The organism is Flavobacterium suzhouense (assembly GCF_042684765.1).
Lineage (GTDB): Bacteria > Bacteroidota > Bacteroidia > Flavobacteriales > Flavobacteriaceae > Flavobacterium > Flavobacterium suzhouense.
Window position 1 is genome coordinate 107,752 of record NZ_JBHUMD010000026.1, and the last position, 14,641, is coordinate 122,392.

The window sequence follows — 14,641 nt, forward strand, 5'->3', positions numbered from 1 at the left end:
GGCGTGAGTGTTGGGGTCCAAAGCATAAGGACCAAAGAAAGAAAAACAATGAATTTTTAAACACGCACCCATACTATAGTATTGCTTAGCGCGACACTGGGGAAACATTGCTGAGAAGTAAGCTGAATACAAATGAAAACCATCCCAAAAAAGGAGGCGTGGGTTTCAACTCAGCTTATCGCTCACAAGGTACTGGTATACCCACACGCAAATAAGTGAGCCCACGCCGTATGGCGTGAGCATTGGCACTTATCATCCCGCGTGCTAAAAATTACCAGTTTTTGTGAGCAGGTTTCAAAGCGAATGCTTCAATTATAATCTGAAGTATCGCAAATATAAATTCAATAATAGAATATTAAGTAAAAATAGTAAAATTTTATTTGCGTGACATATTTGTCAATGAAAAATGTGACATATGTGTCAATTTTAACAAATGAAGAAAGTTGAGGATAAATATTTTATTTCACTTGCAGAGCATCTTAAGACCTTAATAGATGCTAAAGGACTTGATATTGTCGATATCGCAGCAGGAGCAAATGTTAATCGGAAGCAAGTATATAGATTATTAAATAAAGAAAATGTACCAATGTTGTCCACATTGATTAAAATTAGTTTGGCTGCGGGAATTGAACCTAAAGTACTATTTGATTTTAAATTTAATTATTCTGAATACATGAAAGACAACAAAATTTATGTTGCTTCAAAGAAAATAAAAAAATGAAAAGATGTGATAGTATCTTTTTGGAGTTAGACCACTTCCAATTTTATGCAGATAGCGTATTTTGTCATATTTAAGATTATAGTTTTTAATGTTAATTTATAGATTTTTTTAAGATTTGGATAGTAAACTTTCATTATGATTGATAGAGAGGCATCGGGGTTAATTGAGGCCCTTAGATTACAGAAACTTAGAGCTATTGAATATTTATTAGCTAATATAAATGCAAACATAGAGAAAAATGTTGCAGTAGCTATCGAGCTATATGAAGATGTTTATCAGAAAAACGAAGATGGTGAAATTTTTGAGCAAAACAAAAATTATGATCCCGATAGTAAATTTACTCTTAATAGTGAAGAAATTTTAAAGTCATTTTGTAGTTTCATAGATATTTGGACATTTAACGAGTTTTCACCTGACATTAAATTTTGTTTTTTAAGTACTAATTCAATAGGTAAAGAAAGCTCAAGTACTAGAACAAAAAAAACCGGAGTAATCTTACCAAAAGAACCTTTACTAGAAGAACTGGCATCTCTAGATGAAGGAAGAATTAAGACAGTTGCCCAAATAGTCAAAGATTTGGTAGCTGATTTCTATGCGGAAAATTATAGTGAGGAAAAATCTACAATTGAATTTTTAAGTAAATTGTCATTTGATAGCTGGGTTAATTTTCTGATGCAAATCACATGGATATTTGGTTTTCCTGAAGTCAATGAAGTCGAAAAATCGGTGATTGATAAAATTAGAAGTTGTTCATATTATAGTAGTTTGGACAATAATCAGGAGGAAACGATTAAATCCAAGTTGATGGAATTGATTGAAAAGAAATCATTGGAAAAAGATAGGCTATTTAAGCTTGTTCAGAAGGCAGATGTACAAATAAGTTTTCAAAATGCCATTTACACGGCGAAATCTCTTCAAATAGATGAGGTTCATATTTTGTGGGACACAATAGAAAAGCCCACAGATTTTAGAAATCTAAATGATAAAATTTTGCAAGTTTGTCCAGATTTTAATAAAGAAAGATTAAAACAATTAAATCGCCAAGCTGCTATTGCTAAAGTTTTTGAGAGTGGTCATAAATCTTCCTCTCAATATCTTGCCTTAAAATATAGAGTATTCAATTTTTGTGAAACGGAATTATTTACTAAAACAGAAAGTAAATCTAAATCTATATTTTGTCAAGAAGAAATAGAAACCATAATTAATGAAATAACTATCAATTGTATTAAGGAATTTGAAGATCTAAAAAAAGATTTTTCTTATGGGGTAGAAAGAAATAGTATAATTACCGAGCTCTTTATTGAATTTATCGACAGCTGTTATTTAGCATTTGACTAAAATGGAAGAAAACGATCTGACTAAAAGAAGGATGATGTTCATCAAAAGTGAAGATTATAATTTTCTCACTTATAATATATTCATTATTCTGAATGGACTTAATTGTGTTCAGGGAAAGAGTAGTTTGAGAGATCATAGAAAAATATCGTTCCTTATTGATTTTATATCTAATGGAAAACTTATTGATATAATTGAAAGACAGTTAAAAAATCCAAAATCGAAGATTAATGAAGTTGATAGAGAGTTATTAAGCCAATCCTTTACAGATTCATTGCTAAGAATTAGAACTATAAACCAACTTATTTTCACTTTGGCAAATGAAGGTTTTATTGTAGTTACTGATAGGAAGTTAGACAAGCTTAATATTTGTTTAGATAGGAAACTTATTGGAAAAGAATTTTTAAAAGGAGAAATATTTAAAATAGAAAGAAGCAATATAAATAGATTAAAGGCTTTAGTCCAAAGAATATCAATACTTGATATTTCAACTATGTTGTCAAGCCTCTATTATAACAACGGGATTCCGGATGAGCAATTTATTAGTTAAACAAGTTAAATATTTTGGAGAGAAGTACTCCTATTCATCACCGATCTTAACTTCAGGTATTAATATCCTTGAAGGTGAGAACGGAGCAGGTAAGACTACTTTTTCGAGCTTGCTTTATTTTGGTTTAGGTGGAAATGTTAAATGGTTTCGTGAAGATACTAGTGAAAAACATATTGAAATAACAAGCGATAAATCGAATTATGTGGAGATAACTATTATTATAGATGATCATCTCTACATTGTAACTCGCTACATTTATAAATTCGAAGTAAATATCGTTAGTCCAACAGATGTAATTACACTGCCAATTAATAGAAGTATTAATAATACATTTACATTTTCCGATTGGTTATTGGGAAAATTGAATATTACTGTTGTAGAAATATATCAAGGCTCTGAATTTTACAAATTAAATTTTCTTGATTTGTTTAGATTGATGTATCATGACCAAATAACTCCCGTTGATAAGATTTATAAAAGGCCTGATAATGAAAATTATATGTCGGACTCGGGTATTATTCGTAAAGCAATTTTTGAAATACTTACCGGCAATTCATTTGAAGAATACTATAATTCGATAGCTAATTATAGAAAAGCATTGGATGAGCAAGCTACGATGAAATCACTTGTCCAGAATTTTGAGTACTTAAATGTGGATTCTAGTACATTGTTCGAAGGGAAAAATTCATATAATTTGAATTTAGATTTAAATGAATTGCTTTCTCAGATTGAAAAACTTGAAACTTATCGAGAATCAATAAACGATAATGTTACTTCAATAAAAACTAGTACCGAGGTTTTAAGCCAAAAAAGGCAAAAATTTTCTGAGTATGAAGAGAAGGTTTTTGGTTTTAAAAAAGATAAATCAAATATTGTTTTGGAATATTCGAAGGTAAAAAGAGTTCGTGAAAATGTAGTGTTAGAAGTGACGCATTTAAAAAAGATTATAATTACTAACGAAAATCTTAATTTATTCTCACCTGATACATGTCCAATTTGTCTTAAAAATGCAAATAGAGAACCTGAAAGATGTATCTGCGGCAATGAAGTAACAGATGAACAATACCAGAAATTTTTCTATACCAAGGAAGAATACTTTAATATTTTAAAGAGTAAACAAAAGAACATAGAAACTCTGGATATCGCTTTAAAAGGTTATGAAGATGATATTAAATATTTGAGTGATAAAATTTCATTATTCGAACATAAACTAGAAGAAATAAGAGGCGAAATTAGTCAGCTGACAAAAGGTAGAAGAGTGATAAAAAATATTGAACTAAAGGAGGTTAATGACAAGATATTAGAGCTGGAAAAGAAAATTTCACAAATTAGGCAACAAATTAAAATTGAATTAAAGAGAGAAGAATTAGAATCCAAACGGACATCATTTGGAGTTAAGGTTGAGGATGCTAAAAGAATTATGGATGAGAAAAAGATTGAAGCGAGTAAAAGTATGGATGATATTGTAAAGTCATTCAGCAATAAATATTTATCGCTAATGAGTAAGGCTTTACATGACTGTAATTCAGCGCGAATTTCTAGTGATGATTATATGCCGATTATCAATGGTGGAACCTACAAAGAGGCGAGTTCAAATGTTAGTAAAAGGTTAATGTACTATCTTACACTATTCCATTTGTCATTGGTAGACAAAATCAAGTTTCCAAAATTTTTACTAATAGATACACCAGAAAATATGGGTATTGATAATGATAATTTTATTTCTGCTATGCTTTTAATTAATGAGTTAGGTGATGAAAGGAATAGCATTAATAAAGGACAAATCATCGTAACTACGGGATTAAATAAATATCCAGATCAATTTAAAGAATATATTTTTCAGACAATTGACAAGAAAAATAAATTGCTAATTAAGAACGCATTCGACATTGGAGCTTAAGAAAAAAATATGCTTAAATATTATGAAAAATTTTTGGAGCTAAATATAGATATATAATTCTTGACTTTATTAGAGAATATTTAAACAGCATTAAGAATCATCGTAATATACTAGTGAGCTTTTTCGTAATTATGATTCTATTGAATTTAAAAAGGAGATTAGATGGTGTAATTAAATAGATAAAGATAGTAGATTTACTTTCAAATAAGAAAATTAATGGTTTCGTGTCATTTCTTGAAACCCATTATTCGCAGCAATCGCTATCAGGGGTGCGATTACATCCCTGAACTTCTGATATTCAAAATTTACACTGTTATTATCCGATGGAAATAAATACCAATACTCCTCCAGTAATTTAGACTTTGGGCTGTGGTGCGAAATAATCTCAAATGCTGATTTATGCAAGCTGTAAAAACCATCAAAATGTAAATCCATGCTTGGCAGCTTATCACTTTTAACCGAATTAAATGTGCTTTCGATTGGTACCAGGTTCCATATCAGGTCGTGCGACACGAAGGCATGGGGGACAAAATGATCCAGAGCATATTTCCCGGTTGTAAGGCGGGTATTGGTAAATATGCAGTCCACACCATCCAGTTCATTAATAGCGATATCCCAGTAGTCCCTGCGTTGTTTTACCAAAGTGTTGCGGAGTGGTGGCTTAATCAGCTTGCCCGGAATATTCGGCACATTAGGATTTCGTACCTGAAGAAACAGGGAAAGGTTCCAATAGCAATAGTCCTTTAGTATCCTCGAATTGGTTTGCAGGTAAGATATCCAAACAGGGTTTATCGCGATACTATCGGAAAACAGGGCATAGGGCATCTGATTTGAGAACTGTTGTGATTCTTTGTAAATCCTATTTTTATAGGAGTTGTCGTTTTCACCCCGGTTCCGTGATATCCATGGGGTCAGGAACCAGTGGGGAACATTCTTATCAAAATGTTTCAGCAGATTTAATGTGTTAGGGTTTTGAGTATTTAGAAGTATCTGTAGCAGGTTTTCCTTACGAATGTTTACCGGAATATTCTCTATAGCTGTAATGGCCTGTATGGCCCTTTGTATTAGATCCTGGCTTCCGAAGGAAATATGGAAGTAGTTTACCGTATACCAAGCACTGCAAAGCATCCTTGCAAAGAGTTCTTTTTTTGAAATATCGGTTTTACCTTCCTCACAGACTTCAATTACGGATAATAACCAATAAAATTTATAGGTGGCAGAGGTATTGTTGAATACACCGGCAAGCCTGCCAATATCAAGATTGTTTTCGTAAGGTAGCTCCATAGACCAAAATTAAAGTTTTTTTGGAAATAGAAGTTTTACTATGATAATATGACAATAAACTGTTTGGATAGGTGGAAACTAATTAAAGCTTGTACTCAATTTTAGTTTAGCTTGATTTACTTAATTAGCCCAATTCAGTTAGAGATTTGGGTTGTAACTTAAACAACTGCAATGAAAAAGAAAAATCTTTCTATAAGTAAAAGTACTTATTAATAAAAACAGGTGTTTTTACGTACAACGCTTATTCATTTATATTTTTTATTTTAGCCAAAATAATCTTGTTAATATATTATTTTCAGAGAGTTTCCTTAGATTGTAGTAATGTATACATTCTAAGATATTTCTATTTCCTTTAATTACACTAGCATATGAATATTAGAGAATTTGTTAGCGGGTTTAAAACCCATCCAGTTCTTTTTGTGGGAACAGGTTTGAGTTTAAGATATTTAAATAATGCTTTCAATTGGGATGAGTTATTAAAAAGTGCATGTAAAATTGTTAATGATAACGAGGAAAAATATTTAGATATTAAAGCCAAACATATTGTAGATAACGGGGTCTTTAATTTCCCCAAGATAGGGTCTGATGTAGAGCAGCTTTTTAATCAGTTTCTTACAGAGAATAGAAATGGTTCTTTAAAGGACATTAATGATGAATATTATAAATCGATCGAATCTGGTAAACCTATCAGCCGGTTTAAATTATATATAGCTTCCGTTTTAAAGAGTTTGGATATTAAATCGGCACAAAAAGAAGAAATAGAGCTTTTAAAACAGCTTAAAAATAATATATCTGCTGTTATCACCACCAATTATGATACTCTTCTTGAAAACATAATAGGATTCAAACCACTAATAGGTAATGATATTTTGCTATCAAATCCTTATGGTGCATTATATAAAATTCACGGTTGTGTATCAGATCCTTCTAAAATAATTATATCTAATGAAGATTATAGTAGGTCAAAAAGCCAGGATGAACTTATAAGGGCTCAACTACTTTCTCTTTTTATACATAATCCGGTTATTTTTCTAGGGTATGGAGCGCAGGATGAAAACGTGAATAATATTTTAAAAACTGTTTTTAAATATACTGAGTACAATACTGATGCTTTCAGAAAAATTAAGGAAAACTTTCTTATTGTCGAGTATGAGGCTAATTCTCAGAATGAAGAAATATCTGATTATCATTTAAAAATCGAAGATATTCCAATACAAGTTAAGAAACTTCAAACAGACAAATATTCTTCGCTGTATAAAGAACTAATTGAAGCTAAGTACCCAATATCTGCAGTCGATATACGTAAAGTTCAGAATATAATGTCGGACATTATTACGACAGCAAAGTCTTCGGATAAAAAATCAATACGAGAAGTTATAGTTGTCGATTCTCATGAAGAAATTAATAATGAGGATCGGGTACTAGTGATAACATATGGTAACAGGGAAACCGCTAATACGATTAAGCAGACCGTTTTTAAAGAAAAGCTAATACCTGAACATATGTCGGTAAGCGACTTTATAAACAATTATTTTGAGATAATAGATGAAAAAAATAGAGAAAGAATAAAAGTAATTGATCGTTTGACAATTGCAAAAAACGTTTACTTTCCAATCTTAGGTTTTAAAAAAATATATTCTAAATTAAAGTACTCATCAAAAATTGAGCAGATACAAAGAGATATCTTAGATAAATTTGTCAAGAAAACACCAAAGAATTTTACAAGACATATATCTATTGAAGATATTTATAAAGATTCAACTATTGCTACATCCAATAAACATTCGACTCTAGTATTTAACGTCTGGCATAACAATATTCCCCTTGAAAACTTAGAACTTTTTTTAAGGAATTATGATGAAGATAAGGGAGACTCAAAATATAGAAGGTTAATTGCCCTATATGATTACAAGAAATACAAGTAATATTCAATATCAATGATAATTTTAACTTTTATATGTTCACTAATTTTTATTGTATGTATAGTTTTAATATTCTATAAGTTAGTATCAAAATATGTTTTTTTAACACATCATAGAAGGATAGATTTTTTTATAATAGGAATTATATTAGCCTCTTCGGCAATTATTATTTATAGTCTTGCTACTGTTAATCATCTCATAGAAAATCCAAATGTCAATGAAGAAGGAAATATTGAATATTTAGGCACTTTAGGAGATTTAGTAGGAGGTTTAATAAATCCTGCTATCGCGGTACCGGCAACTTTACTGACTTTTCTAGCATTTTGGGTTCAGTATAAAGCCAATGATGAAGTTAGAAAGCAATTTGATCTTCAAAAATTTGAAACTGAACTCAATTTAAAAATAACTATTTTGAGACAGGAAATTACTGAACTTACACTTCCTGCAATAAGTAAGAAAAATTATGAGGGTAGGGAGGTAATGTATCAATTGGATAAGGAACTAAAGTTTATATTTTTTTTAGTAAAAAACACTACAAAATTGACTGATAGTAAGACAATACTATCATTATCGTATTATATTTTTTTTAAAGGAAGATTATTATTTTTGAAAAATATCAACAAACTTTCTATAAAGCATAACGTATCGAAAAAAGAGCTTTTGGATGTCGAAGAAGTCATTTCTAAAATTTATACGGCATTTAAAATTGATTTTAAAAGTATATCAAAAGATATCAGCGGTGAAATTCATATCTTAGACCAAATGTCACTTCTAAGTCAAGCTTTGGATAAGGGGTTTAAGATAAGTGAGTTACATGATGATTTTGCAGATTATAAAGGAATTTATTATCTGTTCTCAGATATTTACTCCTATAATCTTTATCACTTGCCCTTTAAAGGTCACGAGACTAAACTCTCACTTTTGTTTAGACAAATATTTAATATAGTGAAATTTGTTGATAATGTTGATACTCTTACATATGAACAAAAACGTGGTTATTTAAGAACCCTTCGAGGAGTGCTTTCAAACTACGATCAACTTCAAATTTTTTATAATTGGTATTCTGAAACCGCTACTAAGTGGGAAGATAATGAAAATAAATTTTTAACGGACTTAAGAATGATTCATAATATTCCAGTTGATTTTTTGATTGATGACTTTAAGCTTGAAGATATTTTTTCTAACAGAAACTTTAAGTTTGAAAAAGGAAGGAAAACTTCAGATTCTTTGTTTGAAAACGTAGAGATATACTCGGTGCTTATATAGAATTAATAATTTGGCATCATATATTAAATCTTCTACTTTTTCCCTTCCGTTTTCTCGTACTCCTCCACAAAATAACCCGGTGGCATTCCCGTTTTCTTTTTGAACGCGGTCACAAAGTGCTGCGCTGTGCTAAAGCCCGCCTCGTCGGCCAGTGCACCGTTGGTGTATTTACGGATCTGCGGTTCCGCCTTTAGACGCGCGACCAGGTAATCAATCCGTAAGTCGTTGATATAGTTAATAAAACTCTTGCCACGGCGCACATTAATTACCTTTGAAAGGTACTTACTGTTAGTGTCAAAAGTTTCTGCCAGCTTTGTGGCTGTAATGTCCTTTTTCAGGAAACCGTGCCTGCGCTCGAACCCTTCCAGCTGCCGTACGATGTGATTGACGATGACCGGATTGATATCCAGCGTGTCGTTGGTAGGGTATTGCGTATCAGTAGCTGCCAGAGGTTCGTTTTTTAATAATTCCTCAAACCGCCTGCGGTACTGTTTGCGCAGCGTTTTGTGCCTGTAGAACAATAACCCGAAACCAAGCACAAGAACGATTACCGTGGCTTTCAAAGCCATTCCAAGGCCCTGGCTGTGTTTCAGTTGACCCTGTATCTGCTTTTTCTCGGATAGCAGTTCGGTAGTGTCGTATTCCTTGTATACTTTCTTGATCAGGTACCGGAATTCCTTACCCAAAACGCTGTCTGCCTGCAGGAGCCGGTCTACGTATACCAACTCCTGGCTGGGCATCTCCTTCTGGTTATAGTACTTTATGAGGTATTCATAACTGCGCCTGAGGTCGGGACGCAGGAACTTTTTGGTAAGGAAAATGGTATCTACTTTCTTAAAATGCAGCGCCGCCGAATCCAGGCTGCCTAATTCCCAATAGGCTTTCCCCAAGTTAAAGTGCGCAATCGACTCATTGGCATAATCCCCGTCTTTCTGTATTTGGGGCAGGGCATAGGTGAGGTGTTTTACCGCAGCGCTGTAGTTACTTTTTTCCAGCTCAATAACTCCCTGTGCGCTCTCCAGGTAGGGAAGCAGGTCCTTGATACGCAGCCGAGCACTTTCAGCCAGTGCGAGCCGGCAGGTCTCCTTTGCCTTTTCCAGGTTGCCGACAAAGGTATAGCATACCGTCAGGCAGTGCAGGGACTTAAGGTAGGGAAGGGGTTCCTCTTTTTTGAAATACGCAATACATTCATTAAAAAGGGAAATGGCCTCGTGGTAATAGCCCAGGTAGTATTTGATTTGGGCGATACTGTATTTGACCTTGTTCTTCAAATAATCGTCTTTGGTAGCGACTAAATAGCTGTTCGCCCTTATGTAATTGTCGAGCGCCATCTGGTGACTGTTGCGCTGGTAGTATACAATACCGCGTGTGAGGTAGGCATCACCGATAAGGTCATTGTCCCCGGATTGCCGGGCGGCGGCAATCAGGCTGTCGGCGTATACCAGCCGGAGTTTTTCGGGGCACTCATGCAGCATTTCCCTGTAGGCAAAAACAATCTCGGGAGCATTATTTTCCTGTTTGGCTTTACGCAGGTAGTCTTCCAGATAGGGCCAGGCTTTTTGGGTTCCCTGATACAGATCGATCTGTTGCAGCATAGCATCATAGGAAAGGTTTTCCGATGGCTGTTGGGCAAGGGCTAGTACTGAGAATAAAAGGCTTATAACAAATCCCGTGATTTTCATTTTCATAACATTCTTGATATAGCGGTACGCTATAGTAAGGTGCATGCGATATCATTGGGAGACTGCTTTTCAAATGTACTTTAAACTTTGTTAATAAAAACTTAACAATACGATAAATTTAGGCTGTGGAATTCCCGAATTCCACAGCTGCCATACCGGAATGGCACAGCCAAACAGTTGTGACCCTTGGTGATGTAAAATAGATTTGTCCTGAATTCAAAAGCGAAAGGGAACCTCAAAAATTTCCTTGTTCCGCTCCCCGGGCGAATGGAACTGAATAACTGATTCAGGAACATTAAACGTTACATCATGAAGGTATTTGCTTCAACTACATTAGTATTACTACTGGCCAGCTGCAGCCCTGATGGCATTGCACCTGCACAACAGGAGTTATCCGCTTCGGACCTCTCGCATAAAAATGCGACTGCCTTACCGGCAAACCCGTCCAACCCTGAGGACTTTATCGGAACCCTCTATGCCGAACTGCTACAGCAATACGAACTCTTAAATACCAAACCCGCCACCATACCGCTACTGATACAGCAGTGTGAGACGCTTGCCTGGGCGAATGCCGATTTCCTCGCCCTGGAAGACCTTTCGGCCTACGATCCAATCAGCGTCGCCGATGTACAGGCATACCAGAATATCAACACAGCCGACCTGCGTTCCCATCTTTCATCAGGTTACAGTACTGTTGCCAAAGACCTGTATGTGGCACTTGGTGCCGAGCTGACGGCGGTCAAAGCCAATGACGGCACCTATCAGGAAGCCTGCCAGGCTATCATGGCGACCGAGGCATTGATTATTGCCGCACCTAACCTTACGGCAACCGAACGCCATGCCATGCTTATGGCGGCTTCCATAATGCGCAACGCCGTATATGAGGACGGACGAAAAAGAAAAAGGGACCGTGACTGGGAGTGGATGACAGGTCACTTTGCTGCTACTGCCAACGGCGCACTGGAATCATCCCCACAGGCCTTACTACTGTCCTTTGTGACCGATCTGTATAACAACTGACTGTTGCTCCCGGAGGTTCGCTTCCGGGTTTTTTATTTAAAATTACTGCCATGGTACTGATTACAGCTTTAAGGGATAGCGGACTTCAGGTTCGCCGCCTGCAATTGCGGGGCGATGCTTTTGTGCTGGCTTTCCTGTATGGGGTGCAGTATTTCCGTTACCATATCATTGTGGTAAGCGAGGGACAGCTTCAGGTAAACAGCGGCACCCAGGACTTAATAGCCGTAGCGATGGATGTTTGTATAGTACCGCCGGACAGTTATATGAAAGCTGCAGGCGGACAGACGGTAAGGGTCTGGCTTGTCCGTTTTACCGAAACCTACCTGAGACAGACACTCTATACTGCCCGCAACACTACACTTACCGTGTTGCTGGAGCGAGAGGAACTGTATAGCCTCAAAGCCGATGAATTCCACTTTCAGGTCATCTGCCAGCTGCTGTTATTGCTGGAGAAACACCAGAAGCAGGGCACATCCCAACACGCCGAAACTATTACAACCCTTACTTTTAACCTGCTGCTGAACTGTCTGTTGGAGCTGCGGGAGCATACTGGATCCCGGTTCACGAATGCTGTCAAGCGTAAAGAGCAACTGACCATCGCCTTTCTACGCCTTGTGGAACAGCAGGCCGGCATGCACCATGACGTTGGCTATTATGCTGATGTCCTCTGCATGACGCGGGGCAACCTGACCAAAACCGTCAGGCAGCTCACAGGAAAGAGCCCAAAGATATTGATTTCGGAAGCCCTTGTCCGTCTGGCAGAGGAACTATTGGACGGTAGCGAAGCACCGGTCTACAGTATTGCCGAGGCGCTTCATTTTGGTTCCTCGTCTGCCTTTGTCAATTTTTTCCGCCACCACACCGGGCTAACCCCTGAAGCCTACCGTAACCGAAAAAACCGATAGCCATGAGTACCGCGCGCACCTATTCACTGGAATGGCTGGATGCCCTGATCTCGGTCACCCTTAATGCCGCACGACCGTACCGCAGGGAACTGCGCACGGAGGATATTGCCCTTTTGCTGGAGAAGGTTTCCGTGGAAAGCCAGCAGGTGGAGCAGGAGCTCAACGATAAGGTATTTGCCCTTTATAAAGATAACCAGGTACGCCACCTCGTCCAAAAATACCATACTGCCCTGACCCACCTGAAAGAACAGGCTATGGGCTATCTAAAGGGGGAGTCTGCTGCCGGCGCTGACCCGTTTACGGAACTGGAGGAGCGTATCGTGAGCTCCCTTAGTACTTTACTTACGTTTATTGAGCAGCGGTATTCCCATTACCTGTCGCCAGCTACTGAAGATTTGCCTGCAATGCCTTCAGTTCAATTTAAACCGTCCAATGACCGGATGAAAATATACTGCAACCTTTCCGGCGACCAGCTCGCCCTTATGCTACGGGCTGCCGATGAGGCCCAGGTGCTTAAAGCCCGCTCGATGAATGCCGTCTTCAAAGCTATAATCCCGCACCTGGCCACTGCCCAGCGCAATGAGCTCTCCGCAGATGCCATCCGAAGTAAGGCCTACAATCCCGAGGAACCGGACCGGGCAGCGTGCATCAATGCCCTGGAAAACATGATACGGAAAATTAAGGACTACTGAGGAACAACTTGGGGCACAAGTGAAAGTTGTTCTTTTACAGGCCAATCCCGACATGTAATTTCGGTACTGTAAAATGAGTTTAGCGGTGTTGCCGCAATGAAGATGATGAATGTTGAACGAAAAAAACAACGCTTATGTTTACCGAAATTACATGGGCTGCCTACCTGAGGGTTACAGCCGCCGCACTTTTTATCTACTACACCATCCTGCTGCTGAAATTTTACTTTCCGCAGATCAGGGCCGCCGCCGGTGCAGGTGCACCTTTCCATTCCATGGGCAACGCTGGTCCGGCAGAACCCAATGCCAGATCCGCCATTATGGAGGGCGGTGGCAACCTGACCCCAGCAGGGGAGTTCCCACAGCCGGTTACCGATTATGAGATTATCGAGGAACTGGTAGACCGTGTCAAGAAAAGCCTTATAGAGGCTTTTGAGAGCAAGGCAGACCAGCAGACCGTAACAAACGGCCTAAAAGCCATCGTCAACGATTATCCCCTCCTGGGCCAATCGACCTTCCGCCCCTCAATCAACGAGTTCATAGCCACGGAAAGCCAGCAGCACGGTTTCACCTTTATGAATGAAACACTGGCCGAAACCCTTTGGCAGAAAGCATAATCATAGCGAAGGCTATGCCCCCGTTCGTCCCGCAGCAGTAAGAGGAGGTGACAGAAAGGAGGGGATGGCAACGGCGGATGGCCTTCGCTTATTTTCCACTAAAAATATTCTGTTATGAAAACATATATCAACAGGACACTACCGCTGTGTGTATTGCTTGTGGTGCTGGGATTCCCATATGCTTCTTTTGCACAGGACGGAGTCGCCGGTATCAACGAGGCCAACCAGCAGGTGAGGAGCTATTTTGATGCGGGCACTGACCTTATGTATGCCGTTGGCGCCATATTGGGGCTGATCGGCGCGGTAAAGGTCTATCAGAAATGGAACGCGGGTGACCCCGATACCGGTAAAGTAGCCGCCTCATGGTTTGGCAGCTGTGTCTTTCTGGTCGTAGTTGCCACAGTCATCCAATCCTTTTTCGGGATCTGACCATGGGCAGCCTGTACAAAGTCAATAAGGGTATCAACCAGAGTATTGAATTCAAAGGGCTTAAAGCGCAGTACATCTGGTACCTTGGCGGGGGCGTCATCCTTCTTATGATTGTCTTTGCTGCCCTCTTTATCGTTGGTGTTCCCTCACTTATCTGTGTGGGGCTGATCGGGATACTGGGCACCGTACTGGTCGTCAAAATCTATGCAATGAGCCGAAAATACGGTGAGCATGGCATGATGAAAGCCCTGGCCCGGAAACAGCTGCCCAAAACGCTCAAATGCTACAGCCGAAAGGCGTTTATGCAATCCAAATAATATG

General features: G+C 37.8%; 14 protein-coding genes. 12 read left to right on the forward strand and 2 right to left on the reverse strand.

Annotated elements, in window-relative coordinates; translation table 11 throughout:
- Nucleotides 1-433 precede the first annotated feature (433 nt).
- From ACFSR3_RS11295 to ACFSR3_RS11310, 4 genes are all read left to right on the forward strand, one after another.
- Nucleotides 434-721 (forward strand): helix-turn-helix domain-containing protein, encoded by a 288-nt coding sequence (locus tag ACFSR3_RS11295; protein ID WP_379821071.1) that lies wholly within the window; start codon nt 434-436, stop codon nt 719-721.
- Nucleotides 722-856: 135 nt separating this feature from the next.
- Complete coding sequence (locus ACFSR3_RS11300; RefSeq protein ID WP_379821072.1) at nt 857-2,059, forward strand: hypothetical protein; 1,203 nt, start codon at nt 857-859, stop codon at nt 2,057-2,059.
- Between the two features lies 1 nt (nt 2,060).
- A complete protein-coding gene (locus tag ACFSR3_RS11305) occupies nt 2,061-2,606 on the forward strand; it encodes a hypothetical protein (protein ID WP_379821073.1) in 546 nt (181 codons plus the stop codon).
- Nucleotides 2,587-4,506: an AAA family ATPase gene (locus ACFSR3_RS11310; protein ID WP_379821074.1), complete on the forward strand. Its 1,920-nt coding sequence runs from the start codon at nt 2,587-2,589 to the stop codon at nt 4,504-4,506. The genes ACFSR3_RS11305 and ACFSR3_RS11310 overlap by 20 nt, the downstream gene beginning before the upstream one ends.
- A gap of 213 nt (nt 4,507-4,719) precedes the next feature.
- Here ACFSR3_RS11310 and ACFSR3_RS11315 read toward each other — a convergent pair whose 3' ends face one another.
- Complete coding sequence (locus tag ACFSR3_RS11315; RefSeq protein ID WP_379821075.1) at nt 4,720-5,790, reverse strand: HNH endonuclease domain-containing protein; 1,071 nt, start codon at nt 5,788-5,790, stop codon at nt 4,720-4,722.
- A 368-nt stretch (nt 5,791-6,158) separates the two neighbouring features.
- Here ACFSR3_RS11315 and ACFSR3_RS11320 point away from each other — a divergent pair, with 368 nt between their 5' ends.
- Both ACFSR3_RS11320 and ACFSR3_RS11325 read left to right on the forward strand, forming a co-directional pair.
- Entirely contained in the window at nt 6,159-7,715 is a 1,557-nt protein-coding gene (locus tag ACFSR3_RS11320) for an SIR2 family protein (protein ID WP_379821076.1), read from the forward strand.
- Nucleotides 7,716-7,727: 12 nt separating this feature from the next.
- Nucleotides 7,728-8,978, forward strand: a complete 1,251-nt coding sequence (locus tag ACFSR3_RS11325) for a putative phage abortive infection protein (RefSeq protein WP_379821077.1) — start codon at nt 7,728-7,730, stop codon at nt 8,976-8,978.
- 32 nt (nt 8,979-9,010) lie between these two features.
- On the opposite strand, the gene ACFSR3_RS11330 is transcribed toward ACFSR3_RS11325, so the two are convergent.
- Nucleotides 9,011-10,666, reverse strand: a complete 1,656-nt coding sequence (locus ACFSR3_RS11330; protein ID WP_379821079.1) for a helix-turn-helix domain-containing protein — start codon at nt 10,664-10,666, stop codon at nt 9,011-9,013.
- A 303-nt stretch (nt 10,667-10,969) separates the two neighbouring features.
- Between ACFSR3_RS11330 and ACFSR3_RS11335 the strand changes: the two genes are divergently transcribed.
- The 6 genes from ACFSR3_RS11335 (at nt 10,970) to ACFSR3_RS11360 (ending at nt 14,637) form a co-directional block, all read left to right on the forward strand.
- A complete protein-coding gene (locus ACFSR3_RS11335; protein WP_379821080.1) occupies nt 10,970-11,680 on the forward strand; it encodes a hypothetical protein in 711 nt (236 codons plus the stop codon).
- A 50-nt stretch (nt 11,681-11,730) separates the two neighbouring features.
- Nucleotides 11,731-12,585, forward strand: coding sequence for an AraC family transcriptional regulator (locus ACFSR3_RS11340; RefSeq protein WP_379821081.1), 855 nt, complete (start codon nt 11,731-11,733; stop codon nt 12,583-12,585).
- Nucleotides 12,586-12,587: 2 nt separating this feature from the next.
- On the forward strand, nt 12,588-13,277 hold the full coding sequence (locus ACFSR3_RS11345) for a hypothetical protein (RefSeq protein ID WP_379821082.1): 690 nt from the start codon (nt 12,588-12,590) through the stop codon (nt 13,275-13,277).
- A 134-nt stretch (nt 13,278-13,411) separates the two neighbouring features.
- Nucleotides 13,412-13,891 (forward strand): hypothetical protein, encoded by a 480-nt coding sequence (locus tag ACFSR3_RS11350; protein WP_379821083.1) that lies wholly within the window; start codon nt 13,412-13,414, stop codon nt 13,889-13,891.
- 114 nt (nt 13,892-14,005) lie between these two features.
- A complete protein-coding gene (locus ACFSR3_RS11355; RefSeq protein ID WP_379821084.1) occupies nt 14,006-14,320 on the forward strand; it encodes a DUF4134 domain-containing protein in 315 nt (104 codons plus the stop codon).
- Between the two features lie 2 nt (nt 14,321-14,322).
- Complete coding sequence (locus tag ACFSR3_RS11360) at nt 14,323-14,637, forward strand: DUF4133 domain-containing protein (protein WP_379821085.1); 315 nt, start codon at nt 14,323-14,325, stop codon at nt 14,635-14,637.
- Nucleotides 14,638-14,641 lie beyond the last annotated feature (4 nt).